This is a genomic window from Sphingomonas zeicaulis (genome assembly GCF_050433225.1).
GTDB classification, from domain to species: Bacteria; Pseudomonadota; Alphaproteobacteria; order Sphingomonadales; family Sphingomonadaceae; genus Sphingomonas_D; species Sphingomonas_D zeicaulis.
The window spans coordinates 1,829,484-1,846,020 of record NZ_JBNPXQ010000001.1 but is presented as its reverse complement, the minus strand read 5'-3'; the positions used below and the strand labels follow the sequence as shown (position 1 = coordinate 1,846,020).

The 16,537-nt window shown below is 67.0% G+C and carries 15 protein-coding genes; 7 read left to right on the top strand and 8 right to left on the bottom strand.

Going from position 1 to position 16,537, the window contains the following annotated elements:
- Window positions 1-338 precede the first annotated feature (338 nt).
- Both FHS96_RS08655 and FHS96_RS08650 read left to right on the top strand, forming a co-directional pair.
- A complete protein-coding gene (locus tag FHS96_RS08655) occupies window positions 339-2,717 on the top strand; it encodes a TonB-dependent receptor plug domain-containing protein (RefSeq protein WP_429589302.1) in 2,379 nt (792 codons plus the stop codon).
- Window positions 2,717-3,976, top strand: a complete 1,260-nt coding sequence (locus FHS96_RS08650) for an aminotransferase class V-fold PLP-dependent enzyme (RefSeq protein WP_429589299.1) — start codon at window positions 2,717-2,719, stop codon at window positions 3,974-3,976. Before FHS96_RS08655 ends, FHS96_RS08650 begins: the two co-directional genes overlap by 1 nt.
- A 280-nt stretch (window positions 3,977-4,256) precedes the next feature.
- Here FHS96_RS08650 and cobO read toward each other — a convergent pair whose 3' ends face one another.
- The 3 genes from cobO to FHS96_RS08635 all read right to left on the bottom strand — a co-directional run bounded on the left by cobO (window position 4,257) and on the right by FHS96_RS08635 (window position 6,262).
- Complete coding sequence (gene cobO, locus FHS96_RS08645; RefSeq protein ID WP_429589295.1) at window positions 4,257-4,868, bottom strand: cob(I)yrinic acid a,c-diamide adenosyltransferase; 612 nt, start codon at window positions 4,866-4,868, stop codon at window positions 4,257-4,259.
- Window positions 4,869-4,957: 89 nt separating this feature from the next.
- On the bottom strand, window positions 4,958-5,458 hold the full coding sequence (locus tag FHS96_RS08640; protein WP_429589292.1) for an EF-hand domain-containing protein: 501 nt from the start codon (window positions 5,456-5,458) through the stop codon (window positions 4,958-4,960).
- Between the two features lie 15 nt (window positions 5,459-5,473).
- On the bottom strand, window positions 5,474-6,262 hold the full coding sequence (locus tag FHS96_RS08635; RefSeq protein WP_429589289.1) for a DUF4198 domain-containing protein: 789 nt from the start codon (window positions 6,260-6,262) through the stop codon (window positions 5,474-5,476).
- 131 nt (window positions 6,263-6,393) lie between these two features.
- Here FHS96_RS08635 and FHS96_RS08630 point away from each other — a divergent pair, with 131 nt between their 5' ends.
- Window positions 6,394-8,502 carry a TonB-dependent receptor domain-containing protein gene (locus FHS96_RS08630; protein ID WP_429589286.1) on the top strand — a complete coding sequence of 703 codons (2,109 nt, stop codon included), beginning with the start codon at window positions 6,394-6,396 and terminating at the stop codon, window positions 8,500-8,502.
- Between the two features lie 8 nt (window positions 8,503-8,510).
- Window positions 8,511-9,281, top strand: a complete 771-nt coding sequence (locus tag FHS96_RS08625; RefSeq protein WP_429589283.1) for an energy transducer TonB — start codon at window positions 8,511-8,513, stop codon at window positions 9,279-9,281.
- Window positions 9,282-9,293: 12 nt separating this feature from the next.
- On the opposite strand, the gene FHS96_RS08620 is transcribed toward FHS96_RS08625, so the two are convergent.
- Window positions 9,294-9,872, bottom strand: a complete 579-nt coding sequence (locus tag FHS96_RS08620) for a TetR/AcrR family transcriptional regulator (protein WP_429589280.1) — start codon at window positions 9,870-9,872, stop codon at window positions 9,294-9,296.
- 134 nt (window positions 9,873-10,006) lie between these two features.
- Between FHS96_RS08620 and FHS96_RS08615 the strand changes: the two genes are divergently transcribed.
- Both FHS96_RS08615 and FHS96_RS08610 read left to right on the top strand, forming a co-directional pair.
- Window positions 10,007-10,975: an SDR family NAD(P)-dependent oxidoreductase gene (locus FHS96_RS08615; protein ID WP_429589277.1), complete on the top strand. Its 969-nt coding sequence runs from the start codon at window positions 10,007-10,009 to the stop codon at window positions 10,973-10,975.
- 35 nt (window positions 10,976-11,010) lie between these two features.
- Window positions 11,011-11,916, top strand: a complete 906-nt coding sequence (locus FHS96_RS08610; protein ID WP_429589275.1) for an SDR family oxidoreductase — start codon at window positions 11,011-11,013, stop codon at window positions 11,914-11,916.
- Between the two features lie 45 nt (window positions 11,917-11,961).
- Here the strand turns inward: FHS96_RS08610 and FHS96_RS08605 are convergent, their stop codons facing one another.
- From FHS96_RS08605 to FHS96_RS08590, 4 genes are all read right to left on the bottom strand, one after another.
- The gene (locus FHS96_RS08605) at window positions 11,962-13,326 is read right to left on the bottom strand and encodes a sensor histidine kinase (RefSeq protein ID WP_429589272.1); all 1,365 of its coding nucleotides are present in this window, start codon (window positions 13,324-13,326) and stop codon (window positions 11,962-11,964) included.
- Window positions 13,323-13,982, bottom strand: coding sequence for a response regulator (locus tag FHS96_RS08600; RefSeq protein WP_429589269.1), 660 nt, complete (start codon window positions 13,980-13,982; stop codon window positions 13,323-13,325). The genes FHS96_RS08605 and FHS96_RS08600 overlap by 4 nt, the downstream gene beginning before the upstream one ends.
- Before the next feature lie 297 nt (window positions 13,983-14,279).
- A complete protein-coding gene (locus FHS96_RS08595) occupies window positions 14,280-15,086 on the bottom strand; it encodes a phosphate/phosphite/phosphonate ABC transporter substrate-binding protein (RefSeq protein ID WP_429589266.1) in 807 nt (268 codons plus the stop codon).
- The gene (locus FHS96_RS08590) at window positions 15,086-15,982 is read right to left on the bottom strand and encodes a fatty acid desaturase (protein ID WP_429589263.1); all 897 of its coding nucleotides are present in this window, start codon (window positions 15,980-15,982) and stop codon (window positions 15,086-15,088) included. Before FHS96_RS08590 ends, FHS96_RS08595 begins: the two co-directional genes overlap by 1 nt.
- A gap of 192 nt (window positions 15,983-16,174) precedes the next feature.
- Between FHS96_RS08590 and FHS96_RS08585 the strand changes: the two genes are divergently transcribed.
- Window positions 16,175-16,465 (top strand): hypothetical protein, encoded by a 291-nt coding sequence (locus FHS96_RS08585; RefSeq protein ID WP_429589260.1) that lies wholly within the window; start codon window positions 16,175-16,177, stop codon window positions 16,463-16,465.
- The last annotated feature ends 72 nt before the right edge of the window (window positions 16,466-16,537 follow it).

The window sequence follows — 16,537 nt, the reverse complement described above, 5'->3', positions numbered from 1 at the left end:
GACGAACGGCGCGAAGGTGACACATGTTACAGTGGAGCGCGGCTTTCCCGATGCGCAAATCGGTGTCGCGTGCGTTGTCGCGCCAGGGTGCTCCATCGCTTGGCGCATCTGCCTGGCAGACGAACAGGGCGCTGTGAATCGAGCGCGACGGCGATCGATGCCGTCCTGCACTCGCAGTTTTGCTGCCTAGGCCCGGCTCGAGAGGAAAGGTCCGCCTGCGCGCGCCCGTCGCCGGACCGTCTCCGTTACGTCACGCGTCTGTAAGACAGCTATCCTAGCTCCCCACGCGCAGCCCGGCGGTTCCAGCCGGCGAGAACGAACCTTCGCAGGGGGAAAGCATGAAATTCACCACCGCGAGCGCGCTTGTCGCGCTGACCTTCGCTTGCGCGCCCGCCATAGCGCAAACTGTGGAAAAGGCGCCCGCGTCCGATTCGGTCGACGCCGGCGACGCAATTATCGTCACCGGCACGCGTGAGCGCTCGCGCACCCAGTTCGAGACGATCGCGCCGGTCGACGTGCTGCCCGCCGAAATCATCAAGTCGAGCGTGTCGGGCGACCTGACCGACAATCTCGCGCAGCTTCTGCCCTCGTTCAACGTCCAGCGGCTGCCCGCCGCGGATGGCCAGGCCTTCGTCCGCCCGGCGACGTTGCGCGGCCTCTCGTCGGACCAGACGCTCGTGCTCGTCAACGGCAAGCGCTATCACCGTTCGGCGCTGCTCGGCACGCGCGGCGCGCAGGCGCCCGACCTTGCCAGCATCCCGACCCTCGCGATCAAGCGAATCGAGGTGCTTCGGGACGGCGCTTCCGCGCAATATGGTTCGGATGCGATCGCGGGCGTGATCAACATCATCCTCGAAGACCAGCCGGGGATGGAGGCCTTTGCGCAATTCTCGCAATATTATGAGAGCGATGGCGAGGAGTATCGCGGCGGTGCGCGCGGCGGCGTGGCGCTGGGTGACCGCGGCAGCATCGTCTTCACCGCGCAATACGACCATAGCGACGCGACCTCGCGCACCCGCCAGCGGCCCGACGCGATCGCGTTTCAGAATGCTAACCCCGATCTGGTCGTGCCCAACCCCGTCCAGCGCTGGGGCCAGCCCGATGAGGAGCGGATCCGCGGCGCGATCGACGCGCGCTACGAACTGGCCGAGAGTGCCACCGTCTATGCGTTCGGCACCGCCCAGTCGGGCGAGGGCGTGACCGACTTCAACTGGCGCAACCCGGTCAGCACCGGCAGCGTCTATAATCCGAGCAGCGCGTTTCCGGGCTTCTCGTTCAACGATCTCTATCCGGTCGGTTTCACCCCACGCTTCGGCACGCGGTTCAGCGATCTGCAGGCCAATGGCGGCCTGCGCGGCGATATCGGCGAGCGCTTCAGCTATGACCTGAGCGCCTCGTACGGCCGCAGCCGCATCGCCTATGAGATGGGTGAGAGCCTCAACGCCTCGCTCGGGCCGGACAGCCCGACCAGCTTCTACCTAGGTAAACTCGAACAGCGCGAGTTCAACCTCAACGCCGATTTCGTCTACCGCCTGCCGGTGGGCACGGACGAGCCGGTCAACATCGCCTTCGGTGCCGAGCGCCGGCGCGAGACCTATCAGGTGTCTGAGGGCGATCCGGCCTCCTATGCGATCGGGCCGGGCGCGGCCACCGGGCTCGCGCCCAATTCGAACGGCTATCCGGGGTACAGCCCGGATATCGCCGGCACCTGGGCACAGACGAGCTATGCCGGCTATGTCGACGTGGAATGGCAGCCGGTAACGATGCTGACGCTCGGCGCAGCCGGCCGTTACGAGGATTTTTCGGCGTTCGGCGACACCTTCAACTACAAGCTGTCGGCGCGGCTGGAGCCGGTGCGCGGCATCGCGGTGCGGGGCACCTATTCCACCGGCTTCCGCGCGCCGACGCCGGCGCAGCTGAACACGCGCCAGACGACGCAGGGTCTCGATACGACGACGCTGACCATCTTCAACCAGGGCCGCCTGTCACCCAATGATCCGCTCGCCATTGCGTTCGGCGCCAAGCCGCTGACGCCGGAGGAGTCGACCAGCGCCACCGCCGGGCTGACCTTCCAGACGGGTATCGGCTTCAGCGGCAGCGTCGATCTCTACCAGATCGACGTCGACGACCGCTTCAGCCAGTCGCGCACCTTCGCGGTGCCGGCGAGCGTGCCCAACCCGCAGCGCTTCACCTCGATCAGCTATTTCACCAATGATTTCGACACGCGCACGCGCGGCATCGATGCGGTGCTGAGCTACACGCGTCCGCTCGGCGGCGGGCGGGTGAATGCCAGCATCGCCTACAACTATAACCAGACCAAGGTACGCAGCGGCAGCACCGCGGCGATCCCCAACGAAACACAGCGCCGCGTGTTCGAGCAGCGGCTGCCGCAGCACAATGGCACCGCGACGCTGGGCTATGACATCGATGGCCTCTCGCTGCTCGTGCGCGGCCGCTACTATGGTGCGTGGACCGACGTCTCCGGGAATGCCACGGGCGAGATCTTCCAGGATTTCGGCGGCATCGCGCTGTTCGACGTTGCGGCATCCTATCGCTTCGACGATCATTTCACGATCCGCGTGGGGGCCGAGAACGTGTTCGACAAATATCCCGACGAAGCGACCAACCAGGCGGTGCGAGGCCTGATCTATTCGCGCAACGCCCCTTACGACACTGATGGCGGCCAATATTATGTCCGCCTGGGCATGAACTTCTGATGGCTGCGCCCGTCGTCGATCGCCGCACGGTGCTGGCGGGTGCCGCGGGGCTCGCCTTTCCAGCTGGCGCCGCGGCGGCGGGCGCGCCCGCCGATGAGGATGGCTATTGGCGCGGCATCGCCGCCCAATATGACGTGACCCGAGATGTCATCCAGCTGGAGAACGGCAATTGGGGGATGATGGCGCGGCCGGTGCTCGCCGCCTATGAGGAGCATCTCGCGCGGGTCAATCGCGACACCAGCTATTACACGCGGCGCGGCTTCGGCGCCGACTGGATGGCGGCGCGCGCGGCGCTGGCCGCCGAACTGCGCGTGCCGGCGGATGAGATCGCCTTCACCCGCAACGCCACCGAGGCGCTGAAGGCGCTGATCCTCGGCTATAACCGCATCGCGCGCGGCGATGCGGTGCTCTATGCCGACCTCGACTATGACAGCATGCAGGCGTGCATGGAGAGCCTGGCTAGGCGGCACGGCGCGCAGGTCGTCCGAATCGCGCTGCCGGAGCCGGCATCGCGCGAGTCGCTGATCGCGGCCTACGCGGAGGCGTTCGACGCCAATCCGCGATTGCGGCTGGTGTTGCTGACGCATCTCAGCCACCGCACCGGGCTGGTGCTGCCGGTGCGCGAAATCGCCACGCTGGCGCGGGCGCGCGGTATCGACGCGATCGTCGACGCTGCGCATAGCTGGTGCCAGATCGAGACCTCGCTCGCCGATCTCGATTGCGATTTCGTCGGCCTCAACTGCCACAAATGGCTGGGCGCGCCGCTGGGCGTCGGCGCGATCCACATCCGCAAGGCGGCGCTCGGCCGCATAGACTATGACCCGGCCAATCTGGCGGGCGACCGCGACACGGTGATGGCGCGCATCCACCCCGGCACCAGCGATTTCGCCGCGATTTTGAGCGTTCCCGCCGCGCTGGCATTCCAGCAGGCGATCGGCAGCCAGCGCCGCGCCGCGCGGCTGCGCGCGTTGCGGGATCGCTGGGTGGGGCAGGTGGGGGGCGTCGCGGGCATCGAGGTGCTGACGCCCGACGATCCCACGCTCCACGGCGGCATCACCTCGTTCCGCTTCACCGGGCAGACGAGCGACGAGGCCAATGGCGCGCTGGCGAAACGACTGCTGGAGCGCCACCGCATCTTCACCGTCGCGCGTGATGGCGTTGCCAAGGGCGCCTGCGTGCGGGTGACGCCGGCGCTGTTCACGACGATGGGGGATGTGGACCGGCTGGCGGCGGCGCTGAAGGAAGAGGTCGGGATTTAGCGCTGTCCACCGAAGAACTACCGGATTCACGCATCGGATATGGATTGAACGGAGCTGCCGCCGCGCTCCCTCGCCCCTATGGGGAGAGGGACGGGGAGAGGGGAAGTCGCGCCAAGCGTAAGGGTTTTGAGGACTCGGCGATGCTGCTTGTCCACCTTTTTCCGGGGCGAACCCGTCTGAATCTTTACGCTTGGCGCGACTGCCCCTCTCCCTGGTCCGCTACGCGGACCTGTCCCCTCTCCCCGTAGGGGCGAGGGCAAAGAGCGGCTCCCGCGCCGATCTAGCGATCGATCCCGTCCTGCGCCCTTACCCCGTCGCGGAAGGCGTGCTTTTCGTCCTTGATCACGCTCACCGTGTCCGCCGCTTCGATCAGCGCGCCGTCGGCGGCGCGACCGGTGATGACGACGTGCTGCATCGCCGGGCGGGCGAGGATCGGCGGCAGGATCTCGTCGATCGACAGGTAACGGTAGCTGACCAGGTAGGTCAGTTCATCGAGCACGACGAGGTGAATGTCCGGATCGGCGAGAGCGGCGCGGGCCTTGTCCCAGCCGGCGCGGGCGGAGGCGATGTCGCGTTCGCGGTTCTGGGTTTCCCAGGTGAAGCCCTCACCGCATTTCTCCCAGGTCACATCCGGGTGGCTGGCGAAGAAGGCATGTTCGCCCACATCCATCGCGCCCTTGATGAACTGGAACACCGCCGCCTTGCGGCCATGCCCCAGAGTGCGCGCGACCATGCCAAAGGCGCTTGAGGATTTGCCCTTGCCATTGCCGGTGAGCACCAGCAACAGCCCCTTGTCGATCTGCGCGGCGACGATGCGCTTGTCGACCACCTCCTTATGCTTCACCGCGCGCGCCTTGTGGCGTGCGTCGCGATCGTCGGTCTCGGTGGTCATGGTCTTGGCTCCTCCCGCGCCCGATTAGGTGCGGCGGGGAGGGGGCGCAAGCCGGCGCGGCAGCGCACCGCGCCGGCTGCGCTTTGGCATCAATGCTCGCTCTTCTCGCGCTGTTCGCGCTGCGCGGTGCGGCGCGCGGTGGTGGCGGCGACATCGGCCGGGGTGATCGTGCCGTCCTTGTCGGCATCCTGCTCGGCAAAGCTGCGCTCGGCGATCGCGTCATATTCGGCGCGGTCGATCTTGCCGTCCTTGTTGGTGTCGATCACGCCGAAGCGCACGCGGGTCTGGCGGATCTGGCGCTGGCGCGCCTCGGCCTTCTTCTCCTCGCCGCGATCGAAGCTAGCGAGTTCCACCTCGAGCCGGGCCGAATATTCGCCGACATATTCCTCTTCGGTGATCGCGCCGTCGCCATTGGCATCGGTCGCCCTGAAGCGCGCGTCGCGGCCGGCATCATATTCGGCACGGGTGAGCGTGCCATTCTTGTCGGCGTCATAGGCGGCGACGAAGGCGTTGCCGCCATGCTGGGCGAAGGCGGGCGTGGCGGCGCCGGCGGCAATCAGGCTGGCGGCGAGGATGATGCGCAGGGTCATTGGAATGATCTCCGTTCAGGCGGCGTCGAAGGCGAGGGTGTAGGTGTAGCTGCGATAGGGCGTCTCACTGCCCGCGGGCGCCATCGTCCGGTGGCGGACGAGAATGAGGTAGAGCCCGGGGTCCTTGGGGCTCAGCACGAAGCTGCCATCGGCGCCGCTGTCGACCTGTGCAGCGACCTTCTGGCCATCATAGTTGCCTGCTGCGCGGAACAGGGTGATACGGCTGCCGGCGAGCGGCTTGCCGTCGAACAGCAGGCGGAATCGGGCATCGGCGCCGCTGGCGATCTCGGCGGGGTGGGTGACCGGCTCGATCTCCAGCGCGGCGCCGATCGGCTTGAGCGCGCCGCGCGTGGCTTGGCCGCGGGTGACGAAGGCCTCGGCCAGCGTCGTGCTCTGCACGTCCACCTCGCGCGCGCCGGCGGGCGGATTGCCATCTTCGCCGCGCATCAGCCACTGGCCGTTCGCTTCGAACATCTTGCCCTTGCGGCCCAGCCGCTGGCCGGTGGTGAGGCGATAGGTGCCCTCCGCCTTAAGGTCCGCCTCAAAGATCGAAAGGTCACGCAGATAGGTAACCGGGCCAACCGTACCCCTGGCACCATCGGGGCCAACGAGATGGAAGGGCGCATCGCGCATCGCGACTTCGGGCGCGAACGCATCCTCGCCGAACGAAGACTGCAGCGTCACATGGTCGCTGTGGCCGACATCGAACGCGGAGGGCAGGAGATAGGGCATGTGCGCCTCGGCGCCCGCGCCGATCAGCAGCGTCGTGACGGCGCTGATCGCCGCCCAGGAACGGATTCTCATCATTGGTCCCCCGTGAGTGATTGCGTCAGCTATAGCTGTTGAGACTCACTTGCAATATCAATTTGATGCGGTATGTCCGCCGTCACGCGGTTTGCCGCGACAATCGAAAATCGCGAACTTCGGGGGATCGAATGAAGAAGACGACGGGTCTGCTGTGTGGCGTTGCGCTGCTGCTCGTGCCGGGTGTCTCGATGGCGCAGGCCACTGGCGCGCCGCAGCCCGCAGCCGATGCGCAGGCGAAGGATGACGGCGAGGAAACCGAAACCATCCTTTCGCTTGACCGCCTCGTGGTCTCCGCCGGCGCCGACAAGGTCGCGATCGATACGCCGCAGGCGGTCACCGCGCTGGATCAGGAGGATATCGACCGCACCCAGGCGACGACGATCGGCGAATTGCTGGAGGGTATTCCTGGCGTCAGCGTGCAGGGCGGCGTCAGTGCGCTGGGGCAGGGGTTCAACATCCGCGGCCTCGGCACCGGCCTTGCCGATTCCGACAGCCGCATCCTGATGACCGTCGATGGCGTCACCAAATTCTTCGAACAGTATCGCATGGGCGCGTTCTTCAGTGAGCCCGAACTCTACAAGCGCGTCGAGGTGCTGCGCGGCCCGGCCTCGTCGACGCTGTATGGCGCCGGCGTGCTTGCGGGTGTGGTCAACTTCACCACCAAGGATGCGTCGGACTTCCTGTCGAATGGCGATCGCATCGGCGTGCGCCTCAAGGGCAGCACCGAAACCAATGCCGAGGGCTATCTGCTTTCGGGCATCGTCGCGACCGAGCCGGTAGAGGGCGTCGAACTGCTTGGCAGCTATAACTATCGCCGCTCCGAAAATTACGAGGATGGCCGTGGCGATGAGGTGAACCCGTCCAACGCGCTTTCCGATAGCTGGCTGGTGAAGGCGCGCGTCTCGATCGGCGGCAACCGCAAGCACGCCTTCTGGGCATCCTATCAGGACTGGATCAGCGACAGCTCGCAGATCTACGACCAGGCCGAGGCGCTCGCCGCGTTGCCGGTGCGCCGCCGCGTTCACGACAAGACCGGCGTGCTCGGCTACGTCAATGATTTCGACGGTAGCAAGATCTTCAACGTCGAGGCGCAGGTCTCCTACGCGGACTCAGTCGTGAACCAGACCGAGACCGCCTTCCTCGGCCCGCTCGAATATTCCGAATTCTCCTATGAGACGAAGCAGGCGCGGCTGCAGAACACCTCCAACTTCGAACTGGGCGGGGACTGGAACCTCGTCTTCATCCTCGGTGGCCAGTGGAGCGAGCAGAAGCGGCGCAACCCGCGCAAGAGCTCCGTCACCGGCGTGATCACCCCGGGCGCGGCGACGCACCCCGAAGGCGACATGACGAAGTACGGCCTTTACGCGCAAGCCGAACTGATGTGGTCGGACAAGCTGACCATCATCCCCGGCGCGCGCATCGACTGGACCGACATGAAGCCGGGCAAGGCGATCGTGAATGGGGTGGAAACGGACATTCCGGGCGCGCGCAAGGTCCACAACAATGGTGTCTCGCCCAAGCTGGCGGCGATCTACGCGCTGACCGACTGGGTCTCGGTGTTCGGCTCGGTCGCGCACACCGTGCGCATGCCCGTGCTCGATGAGCTTTACAGCCGCACCAGCGCCACCGCGAACAATGTTGCGCTCGATCTGAAGCCAGAGAAGTCGGACAATTATGAGCTTGGCTTCACATTGTCGTTCAACGGCATCGCCTCTTCGCGCGATCGCTTCCGGCTGAAGGCCACCGCTTTCCGCAACAATGTGAAGGATCTCATCACCCGCGGCACCGCGACCTCGCCCTATTTCATCAATGTCGGCGAGTCGCGCTTCGAGGGTGTCGAGGTTGAGGCCGAATATGGCCTGCGCGGCTTCTTCGCGCGCGGCAGCCTGGCGATCATCGACGGCAAGGATCGGCTGAACGGCCTCTACCTGAACACGATCCCGGCCAACCAGTACAACCTGACGCTCGGCTATGCCGATCCGGTTAGCGGACTTTCGGGCGGCTGGCGCGGCGAGTTCGCCGAGAAGCAGGACAAGGTGACGACCGCCGCGCTCGCGACGCCGGGCTATTCGGTTCACGACCTGTTCTTCGCGTTCAAGCCGCAGCGCGGTGCCGCCGAAGGCTTCGAGTTCCGGCTGGGCGCCGAGAACCTGTTCGACAAATATTTCGAACGGCATCTCTCGTCGCTGCCGGCGCAGGGGCGGACGTTCCGCTTCACCGTCGCCGCCGGCTTCTGACGACGCCAGTGGCGCAACCCGCTTCCCGCACGGCCGCGGCGGCCCTCTCGCTGGTGATGACGGCGGCGACCTTCGCCGGCCTCATAACCATCGGGCTCGCCTCGACCGCGCGGAAGCCCCATCGCGAACGGGCGCTGACCGTGCTCGACCTCGCTGTCCTCAAGGGCAGCGAGACCGCGGAGGCGGATGCGGCGGCACCCGCCGAGGCTGCGCCACAGCCACCCGCCGAGACGACCCCGCCGGTGGAGCCACCGCAGCCACCGCCAGTGCCGACCCCGGCACCGCCGCCGATCGTGCCGATGCCGGCGCGGCCGGTGGCGGTCTCGATTGCGCCGCCGACGCCGCCCGCGGCCGCGGCGCCATCACCGGCCAGCGCGGCGCCCGCGGCCGTCACCGCCGCGCCGGCGCGCACCGCCCAGCGCAGCGAGGCGGCGGCACCGCAGCGCAAGGGTGCGCGCGACGGGATGGATGTCGATGCGCCGGCGGGCAACAGCCGCGCCTATGCCGCGCGCGTCCGCTCCTGGCTGCTCGCGCATCAGGTCTATCCGCGTTATGCGAAGATGCGGCGGCTGGAAGGCAGCGTGGGCGTGCGCTTCGTGCTCGATCGCAGCGGCCGGCTGATCGAAGGCGCGCTGACCGGCCCATCGGGGCTAGCCTCGCTCGACGCCGAAGGCGCGGCGATGCTGCGCCGCGCCTCACCCTATCCGGCCGCGCCCACCGATGTGCCGGGCGAGCGCATCACCTTCAATGTCGCCATCGATTTCCGCCTGCGTGATTGAGCTCCGAAAAGTTCAGCTCCGCACGCCCGCGATCAGCACGTCGACCAACCGCCGCGCCTCCGCCTGCCAGCCGTCACCGGAGCTCATCTTGGCGACACCGCCCAGCGCCCACAGCAAGGTCAGCGGATCCATGTCGACGCGAAGCTCGCCGCTCGCGGTGCCGCGCTCGACGAGCTTTCCGGTCGCTTGCTTCACATGTGCGCTCGACGCGGCGAACAGGTCGGATGCGCCGCCGGCGATCGAATTGAGCGCGTCCATCATGCCATACTTGGTCGACATGAAGTCCACGAACAGCAGCAGCCATTCGCGCAGCGCCTCGATCGGCGGCAGCGTTTCCGCGAAGCGCGCGGCGGCGGCGACGATCTGATCGGTTTCGTTGCGGTAGACGTCGGCGATCAATGCATCGCGCGTCGGGAAGTGGCGGTAAAGCGTGCCGATCCCCACCCCGGCGCCGCGCGCTATCTCTTCCAGGCTCGCTGCCGCGCCCTTTTCCGCAAAGGCAGCCTTGGCCGCTTCCAGAAGCTGCGCGCGATTGCGCAGCGCATCGGCACGCGGCTTTCGGCTGGTCTGCATTTCGGTCTCGACGGCCACGCCAATTCGCCCTTGCTAAACGGAGGATCCCTCCGTATGTAAACGGAGGCGACCTCCTATTTATATCGTCTCGGCCCCGCATACAAGCCATTGCAGGCCGGACGGGGCGGGGCGCCGGTACAAGGAGATTCATGATGTCCATGGTTTTCGGAGCGACTTCCACGACCGACGAAGTGCTCGCGGGGATGGATCTGTCGGGCAAGCGGGTGGTGGTGACGGGCGTTTCCGCCGGCCTCGGTGTCGAGACCGCCCGTGCGCTGGTGGCGCATGGGGCGCAGGTGGTCGGCGCGGCGCGCGATCTGGCGAAGGCGGAAAAGGCGACTGCGGCGGTGCGCGAAGCCGCAGCCCATGGCGGCAGCCTCGAACTGATCGAACTGGACCTTGCCTCGCTGGCCAGCGTGCGCACGGCGGCGGATGCGCTGGTGGCGGATGGTCGGCCTTTCGACGTGGTGATCGCCAATGCCGGCGTGATGGCGGCACCGTTCGGCCATACGGCCGACGGGTTCGAAACGCAGTTCGGCACCAACCATCTCGGTCACTTCCTGTTCGTCAACCGCATCGCCGGGCTGATCGCAACGGGCGGGCGGCTGGTGAACGTCGCGTCGTCCGGCCATCGCTATTCGGATGTCGACCTTGAGGATCCGGGCTTCGAGCGGACTGATTATGATCCGTGGATCGCCTATGGCCGTTCGAAGACCGCCAACATCCTGTTCGCTGTCGAGTTTGACCGTCGCCACCGCGACCGCGGCGTTCGCGCCACGGCGCTTCATCCCGGCGGTATCCATACCGAGCTGGGCCGCCATGTCGCCGACGATCGCTTCGAAGTAATGATCGCGCAGATCAACGAGGAACTCGCGGCAGAGGGCAAGCAGCCCTTCGAATGGAAGACGGTGCCGCAGGGGGCCGCAACCTCGGTCTGGGCGGGCTTCGTTGCGCCGGCGGACGAGGTCGGCGGCAAATATTGCGAGAATTGCCATGTGTCGGCGGTAACCGACGGGCTGATCAATCCCGTGGCAGAAGGCGTGCGCTCCTACGCGCTCGATCCGGCCAATGCCCGGGCCCTGTGGGAAAAGAGCGAGGCGATGGTCGGCGAGCGCTTCTGAGCGCACCGACCACCCCGCAATCGGAGGAACGGATGATGACGAGAACCTGGCTGATCACCGGTATCGGCAGCGGCTTCGGCCGCGTCATGGCGGAACGCCTCCTTGCCCGTGGCGATCGCGTTGCGGGCACCGTGCGCGATCGTGCGGCGGTGGCCGATCTCACCGCGGCTTATGGCGGGCGGCTGTGGCTGGATGTGCTGGACGTGGCGCAGAGCGATGCGATCGGCGGCACCGTCGATCGCGCCTGGGCTGCGCTGGGGCGCATCGACGTGGTCGTCAGCAATGCCGGCTATGGGCTGATGGGCGCCGCCGAGGAAGTAACCGACGCGATGATCCGGCACCAGATCGATACCAATCTGCTAGGATCGATCATGCTGATCCGCGCCGCGCTGCCCCACCTGCGCGCGCAGGGCGGCGGCCGCATATTGCAGCTTTCGAGCATGGGCGGACAGGCGGCATTCGCCGGCGGCGCGATCTATCATGCGACCAAATGGGGCATCGAGGGTTTCGTCGAGGCGGTAGCGCAGGAGGTCGGCGTGTTCGGCATCGGCTGCACGATCGTCCAGCCCGGCGGCGCGCGCACTGATTTCAGCCGCCGCAGCGCACAAGTGGCGCCGATGCTGCCCGCCTATGATGCTTCGCCGTCTCGCATGGTCAATCACGTCATCGCCGACACCGCCCATCCGCCGGCCGGCGATCCGGGGAAGATGGTCGAGGCGATGATCGCCAGCGTCGAGCAGGAGCCGGCGCCGCTGCGGTTGGCGCTGGGCAACGATGCCTATCGCGTGATGCGTGCACGCTATGCGGAGAGGCTGATCTCGCTGGAAGCGCAGCGCGACGTCGCGCTCGCGACCGACGCGGATGATGAAGTGGAGGGGGATCCGGCGTGGTTCGAACGGCATGGCGGGGTGGTTGTGGCGCCGGCGCTGCAGCGCGCGTGAGGTGGTTTTTGCTTCTGCGTTTTGGAAGGAGGATGATCCAGCCACTCACACAGCCTCATCCAGCCGCGGCAGCGGCAGGCGCAGCATGAAGATCGAACCGCGTTCGGCGCCCGGTTCAAACACGATGTCGCCGCCCATTGCCGTCACCAGCGCGCGCGCGATGTAAAGGCCTAGCCCGGATCCGCGCTCGCCGTGCAGCGGCTGGCGCGAACCGCGCTTGAACTTGCCGAACAGCCCGTCGCGCTCGTCGGGTGGGATGCCGGTGCCCTCGTCGATGACGGCGATCTGGGCGCGACCGTTGGCGCGGCGGCACCGCAGCGTCACCACTGCGCCTTCGGGCGAGAAGCGGATCGCGTTCGAGACGAGATTGTCGATCGCACGCTCCATCGCATAGGGATCGAATGCGGCGAGCAATGGGGAGAAGGGCTGGTCGATCTCGATCGTCACCCCCGAGGCGATGGCAAGCGCCGCGTGGCGTCGCCGTGCGGCGGTCGCCACGGTTCGGATGTCGTTGATCGCGAGGTCGAGCTCGGCCATCGTCTCCAACTCATGCGCCTCGAGTATGCGCGCGATCAGTGCCAGCATCGCGGTGACGCTGCCGCTGCCCTCGTCGAGCACACGGTTGTAGAAGGCGGCGTCGGCACCACTGCGGTCCGCGGCGAGCTGCAGCAGGTTGCGTAAGCCGAACAGCGGGCTGCGCAGGTCGTGCGCGGCGACCGCCATCAATTCGTTGAGCTCGTGGATGTGCGTCGCGAGATCGGCATTGGCCAGTTCCAACGCGGCGTTCTGGTCGGCGATGATTTCCCGCTGATGACGATCGCGCTGGCGCAACTGATAGAGCGCGATGCGCACGATGATCGCCATCGTGCAGGCCAGCGCGACGTTGAAGATCGCCATGACCCGCTGGAGTACGGTGTGTTCGAACGAGATTGTGGCGAGCAGCGTATAGATGGCGAAGGTGCCGAGGATGATCGCGGTGAACGGACGCGGCGGCATCATGAAGACCGCGGCGAACGCCAGCACCACCATCGCATAGCCATAGGGCATCGCGCCGATTTTCGAGATCAGACAGCCGGCGGTGATCGACAGCAGCATCGCCGAGATGATGAAGGCGGCGGGCAAGGCCGGGCTGGTCGGCGCGGGCCGCCGGCGGCGCGCGGCGCGTGCGGCGATCATGAAGCCGATCATCACCACCGCCGCCACTGCGGACAGGATCTTCAGCGGATCGCTGGGGCGGTAGAACGCGAAGACGAATTCGAAGGCGGCATCGATCAGCCCGAGGACACCGACGATTTCTACCCGCGTATAATCGATGCGGACCGCCGCCTCATCCTCCACGCTCCGCGTCGAACGGATCAGTTCGCGCAGCGCGGCAGCCGCTCGCCCGGCCGTCGACCGGGGGCTGATCACCCCGCGCTCTCGTTCTGGACGAATTCGCGTGCCGCCTCTTCCAGCGCTCGCGCGCGATCGAGCCCCAGCTTGATCTTGATCCGGTCGCGATAGGTACCCACCGTCTTGATCGAGAGACTGAGGTCGCTGGCGATCTCCTGCGATGAAAGGCCGCTGCCGATCATCCGCAGCACCTGCACCTCGCGGTCCGAAAGTTCCTCGAAGCGCGACCGACCCAGCGCGACGCCACGCGCGAAATCGGCGACTAGCATCTGCTGCACGGCGGCGCTCACGTAGAGATCTCCGGCGACGACCGCGGTGACCGCATCCGCGACGATCGAGAGATGCTCCCCCTTGGCGACATAGCCGCGCGCGCCGGCGCGCAGCACACGGCGTGCGAAATGGCGCTCGTCCTGGCTCGAATAGACGATGATCCGCACCATCGGATGCAGCCGGATGAGCTCGGCGATCATCTCGATGCCGTCGCGCCCGCCGAGCACGAGATCGAGGATGATGATGTCGGGCCTCAGCGTTTCCGCGGCCTGATAGGCGCTCTGCACGTCGCGCGCCTCGCCCACCACCTCCATCTCGTCATGCGCGTCGAACTGTAGGTGCAGCCCGAACAGCACGACCGGATGGTCGTCGACGATCAGGATGCGGACGCGCTCGGCTGCCATGGAAGGATCGATGATGCCCCAGTTGCCGCCCGCACGGAATGGCGAACATGCGGCGACGCAATCTACAGCATGGAAGATGCATTCCGTGTAGGTCTAGCACCGACGGCGCTGTAGGTGCGGCGGACTTACAGGTGCATGGGCCAACCGGATTAAGCCTCGCTCACGATCCGCGATCCGGTGGCCGGGGGGCGCCGGAATGCGAAGGCAGAGGATGCTGGATCGCGTGCGCACGCCGCCGCTGAAGTGGCCCTGGCTTGCTTCGCCGGCGTGCGCACGGTCTTTTTGCCGCCCGCTATGTCAGGCGAGGTGAGGATAGCCCATCGTCCGAGCCATCGTTTCGATTGCGACGATCCTGCCATAGGATTCGAGGCTGAGCGTCTCAAACCCCTCGAGCGCCAGTGTTGCGGCGGCCGGAGCGAATGCGGGGTCGGTGACAAGCTGCTGCAGCACGCGCCGCATCGTAGCGACCGTTTCGGGCGGGGTGGCGGCGGCGGTGACGAGCGGAAGCCCCGGCACCGCGGCGGTCCAGGCGAGGATGCGGATCGCAGGCGCGATGCCCGGATCGTGGCGAGACAGAAGTTCGAGCGTCACCGCATCGATCGCGGCCACGTCTATCGTGCCGGCGACCAGCGCCTCGATGCTGGCGGCGTGCCCGCCGGTGAGGCAGACCGTGTCGAAGAAGCGACCCTCGCGCGCAAAGGGCGCGAGCGCCGCGCGGAACAGGTTCATGCCGGTGTTGGAATTGAGGCCGTTCACGCCGGCCCGCCGGCCGCGGAGATCGGAAAGGCGGTTGGCGGGATCGCCCGCCCGCACCACGATCGCGGCACGGTGCCAGGCGCCCTCCGCACCGGGCACGCGGTAGCGCGGCGTCGCAACGATCTGCACCGTCTCGCGCAATTCGGTCATCAGCGGATAGCCGCAGGTCTGCGCGAGCAGCAGCGCGGGAGAGCGCCAGAGATCGTCGAGGTCGGTCGCGCGGTCGAGCGTCGTCGGCACATCGGCGATGCCGGCATCGGCCAGTCGTGCCGCGATCAGCGCCCACAGCCGATCATTGGCTGCGTGCAGCCAGGGCGGATCATACATGCCGAGCGAGGCGCTGCGCATCAGGCCTGCACTCGCCGATAATCGGGGTGGATCACATCGTCCTGCGGCCGCCGCCAATAGCGCCGCACGACCTCGGCATAGCCGCGATAATAAGGCGCATCGGCAAAGCGCCGCCGCTGCGCACGATAGTGCACCGGCAGGCGATACCAGGCGAGGTCGGGTCGGTCATGGTGCACGGCGTGGAGATTGTTGTTGAGGAACAGCAGCCCAAGCAGGGGCGCGCGCTCGACGACCGCTGCGCGGCGCCGGCGGGCCGGATCGGCGCGGTGCTCTGCAAAGGAGCGCAGCAGCGCGAGCGAGGCGCCAGGATAGACGAAGGCCAGAGCATAGGTGGTCAGTGGCAGACCGACATGGTCGAGCCACCACAGCATCGGCACCAGCGCTGCGAGATGCGGCAACCAGTCCCGGGCCAAGCCGCGCGGGTCGCGCGCCAGCCGCGCCGCCTCGTCCAGCAGGAAGCGGCCGATGCGGATCGCCGGGCCGAGCAATAGCCGGCCGGTGAGCGTCGCCTCCAGTTGGGCAAAGCGGTGCGCCCAGCCACCGCCCCCAGCGACGTAATGGCTCTCGGGATCCTCCAGCGGATCGGTGGTCTCCTGCGCGGCGTGATGCGCGCGATGCGATCGCCAGTAGATCGCGTAGGGCAGCCAGAGCGAGAGCGGCGCGGATCCGATCGCGGCGTCGATCCAGCGCCGGCCGGTCGGATGGCCATGGATGGTCTCGTGCTGCAGCGAACCGTGCCACGCGATCACCACGCCGCCGCCGATTATCAGCACGGGCAGCGGAATCATCTTATGCCACCATGTCAGCGCCAGCCAGCTGGCATGGATGAGAATGGCGACGGCGATCGTCGGAAACTCGATGGTCGGGCCGGATACGGTCCGGTTCTTCAGGGGCATGCGGTACGGCTTCGGCAATGGATCGTTCGAATAACCTAGTAGATAAATAGGGAATTGGAATGCGGGAAAGGCTTGGGGGCGCGACAGTTCAGCTTTGCCTGTTGCGCCAAGGGCAACACCCGTCGCCCGATCATCAATACCGCCTAAGCGGCGCGGCTCGCTGTGCGGCCCGCGAACAACCAGCGGGGCCATATGCGACGCACGCTGCTGACCGGAATAATCGCCATCGCCTGCGCCACGGGCGCGGCCCATGGGCAGGCGCCGGACGAGGGAACGGGCGACGCCATCATCGTCACCGGCACGCGCAGCGCCGGGCGCGCCGCGCTGGACTCATCGGCGCCGATCAACGCGGTGGATGCCAATGCGCTTGCCGATACCGGCTATCCCGATCTCGGCCGCGCGCTCAACTTCCTCCAGCCCTCGATCAACTTCGCCCGTGCCGCCACCACCGCCTCGGCGCCAGCGGCGGCAGCGACGAACTGATGGCCGGCATCACCGAGGAGGGCGATGGCAGGAACGGTCTTGCGAGCATCAGCGGCGCGCTGCCGCTGGGCG